Raw genomic sequence first — 2,320 nt, forward strand, 5'->3', positions numbered from 1 at the left:
TGCGCAGCAGGTTGGCGTTGATCTCGTGCTCTTGCGCAATGCGCGCCACCGACACGCCTGGGCGCAATGCAGCCTCGACCAACGTGCGTTTGCCGCTTTCGTCGTAGCGGCGACGGCCATCCCTGCTTTGCCGAACCACCCTCAACCCTGAGTCTTTGTCAGCCATAGGTGTCCACCTCCAAATAGGTGGACACCTATGCTCCTCGCTCAGAGTCGCATTGGGTAGACGTCGATAATGGATCGCTTACTCTTGAACGCCTTGCCAGCCGTGAACTTGAGGGTCTTGGCTGCGGGAATCTTGCTGGTTTCGCCGGTCTTCGGCTTACGGCCCGTACGGGCTGCGCGATTTCATCAAACCGTTGCATCGACCGGTTGAATCCGCAAGGTACATCGACCCCTCATTCCGGCACGCTCCTGACTCAATAGATAGTGCTCTTCGTAGCTTTCCGAGGCGCTCACGATCGCTTGCCCACCCGTTGCGGTCCTCTCCACCTTTGCAGGCGACGTCGGGTGTCGACGTCTAACAGCCGTCCGTTAGATCGCGGCCGCCTCCTTCTCTGTTCCGACGTCTATCATGTACCAAGCCCCTCTGTTTGGCAGTTCGGCGGACGTGACAGGCAGCTTTGCATGGGACCAGAGTAAGCGTTAAATCGCCAACTCTGGTCGACAGGAGAAGCATCGATGATCGATTCGGCAGATGTGATCGTCATTGGCTCAGGCGGCCTGGGAGCTGCGACAGCTTTCCACATGGCAAAGAGAGATGCTCTCCGGGTCGCGTTGGTCGAGCGGCTCGAAATCGGCTCACAGACCTCACCGCGAGCGGCTGGCATGGTGAGTTGTTTGCGCAAGAGCGACTTGATGATCGACCTGATCAAGCTGGCCGCTGACGGCATCAGGCAATTCTCTGAGGACACCGGTCAGCCCCTGGATTGGGTGCGCTCGGGCAGCCTCAAAGTCGCGCGGCGACCGGTGGATGTCGAGGTCATTCAGGACGACATCCTGCGCGGCCGGCGCCACGGCCTGGACGTGGAGGAACTCTCCGTCGACGCGGCCCACCGACTCAACCCGTTTCTTCAAACAACGGGAGTCGCTGCGGTGATGCGCATCGGCGACGACATGTATTTCAATCCCGCTCAACTGGCCGTCGGCTTCGCTCGTGCAGCGCAGGCAAACGGGGCAGCGCTACTGCCGAACACTGCGGTGACGCGCGTCCTGATTGAGGACGGCGAGGTGGCCGGGGTCGACACCACGCGCGGCCGCATACGAGCCCCGGTCGTCGTCGATGCAGCCGGCGCCTGGACGCGACAAATGGCCGAAGCCAGCGGAATTCGAGTTCCGCTTGTTACGACAGCGCAGCAATTGTTCGTCACCGAACCGGTGCCCGATGCCCGAGCCGGATTGCCGATGGTCCGAATTATGGATGCTGCGGTGTATATGAGACCTTGTGACGGAGGTTTTCTCTGGGGAGTCTACGAGGAAAATCCGAGATTCTTCGACATGAATGGCTTTGACGCCAACTTCGACATCAAGGATCTGCCGCTCGACGCTGAGATTCTCTGGCACTACGCTCGGGACGTCGAGGCACAGCTTCCGATCCTTTTGAAGACAGGGGTCCGCGAGCATCGTGGCGGGCTACCAACGATGACAGCCGATGGCCAGCACATCGTCGGCCCCGCGCCTGCCATTCGGGGGTTTTACTTCGCGAGCGGCTGCAATGTCGCGGGACTCTCCATCGCCCCGGCACTGGGGGAGATGCTCGCGGCGTGGATCGTCGACGGTGCAGCCCCCATCGATCTAACGCCTCTATCGATTGAGAGATTTGGAACCGGCCCATGGCCGGACGACGAGTTGATCAGGCAGGCCGCGTGGCAGTACCGTCATTTTTACGGTGCAAGATGACTGTAGCGCCGACTCATTCTTCAATGAACGTTTCGAACGATAGCATTCGTTTGCGCCGATGAACCGTCGTAGCCGACGAGCCAACGTTCATTCGCGTGAATCGAATGAACGTTCTCTGGGGTGAAACCGATGTCTGAACGTCCGTGCGACCGTAGGGGCGAATGACGCTTCCTGGCGTGCGCCGTGACAAGGCGGCGCTTTTCCAGTGGGTGAAAGCCCCACCCGGCAACCGCTCCAGCCGGAAGCAACCGGAGCAATCGTGGAGGTAACGAAGCGGTTGAAGCCTTCGGTGAAGCGTGTCACGAAATACGGTGACAGCGCGAGTGTGCAGGCCGTAACGCGAGTGAACGCCGAGCAAGCCTCGAAAACGTCGATGCACAGGCCGACCCGAAAGCCATGTCGGGGAAGGCTGATACGGCTG

General features: G+C 60.3%; 3 protein-coding genes and 1 pseudogene. 1 reads left to right on the top strand and 3 read right to left on the bottom strand.

What is annotated here, in order from left to right:
- Both M3I54_RS43980 and M3I54_RS43985 read right to left on the bottom strand, forming a co-directional pair.
- The coding region (locus M3I54_RS43980) for a transposase (protein ID WP_254340981.1) at window positions 1-166 on the bottom strand (166 nt) is incomplete at its 3' end.
- A 41-nt stretch (window positions 167-207) separates the two neighbouring features.
- A pseudogene (locus M3I54_RS43985) lies at window positions 208-345 on the bottom strand (HU family DNA-binding protein); the annotation flags it as partial.
- Window positions 346-681: 336 nt separating this feature from the next.
- On the opposite strand from M3I54_RS43985, the gene M3I54_RS43990 reads away from it, so the two are divergent.
- Window positions 682-1,899, top strand: a complete 1,218-nt coding sequence (locus M3I54_RS43990; RefSeq protein WP_254346660.1) for an FAD-binding oxidoreductase — start codon at window positions 682-684, stop codon at window positions 1,897-1,899.
- A gap of 87 nt (window positions 1,900-1,986) precedes the next feature.
- On the opposite strand, the gene M3I54_RS43995 is transcribed toward M3I54_RS43990, so the two are convergent.
- A partial coding sequence (locus tag M3I54_RS43995; protein ID WP_254346662.1) for a hypothetical protein occupies window positions 1,987-2,320 on the bottom strand: 334 nt, incomplete at its 5' end.

This window comes from Paraburkholderia sp. CNPSo 3274, from assembly GCF_024206475.1.
GTDB lineage: Bacteria > Pseudomonadota > Gammaproteobacteria > Burkholderiales > Burkholderiaceae > Paraburkholderia.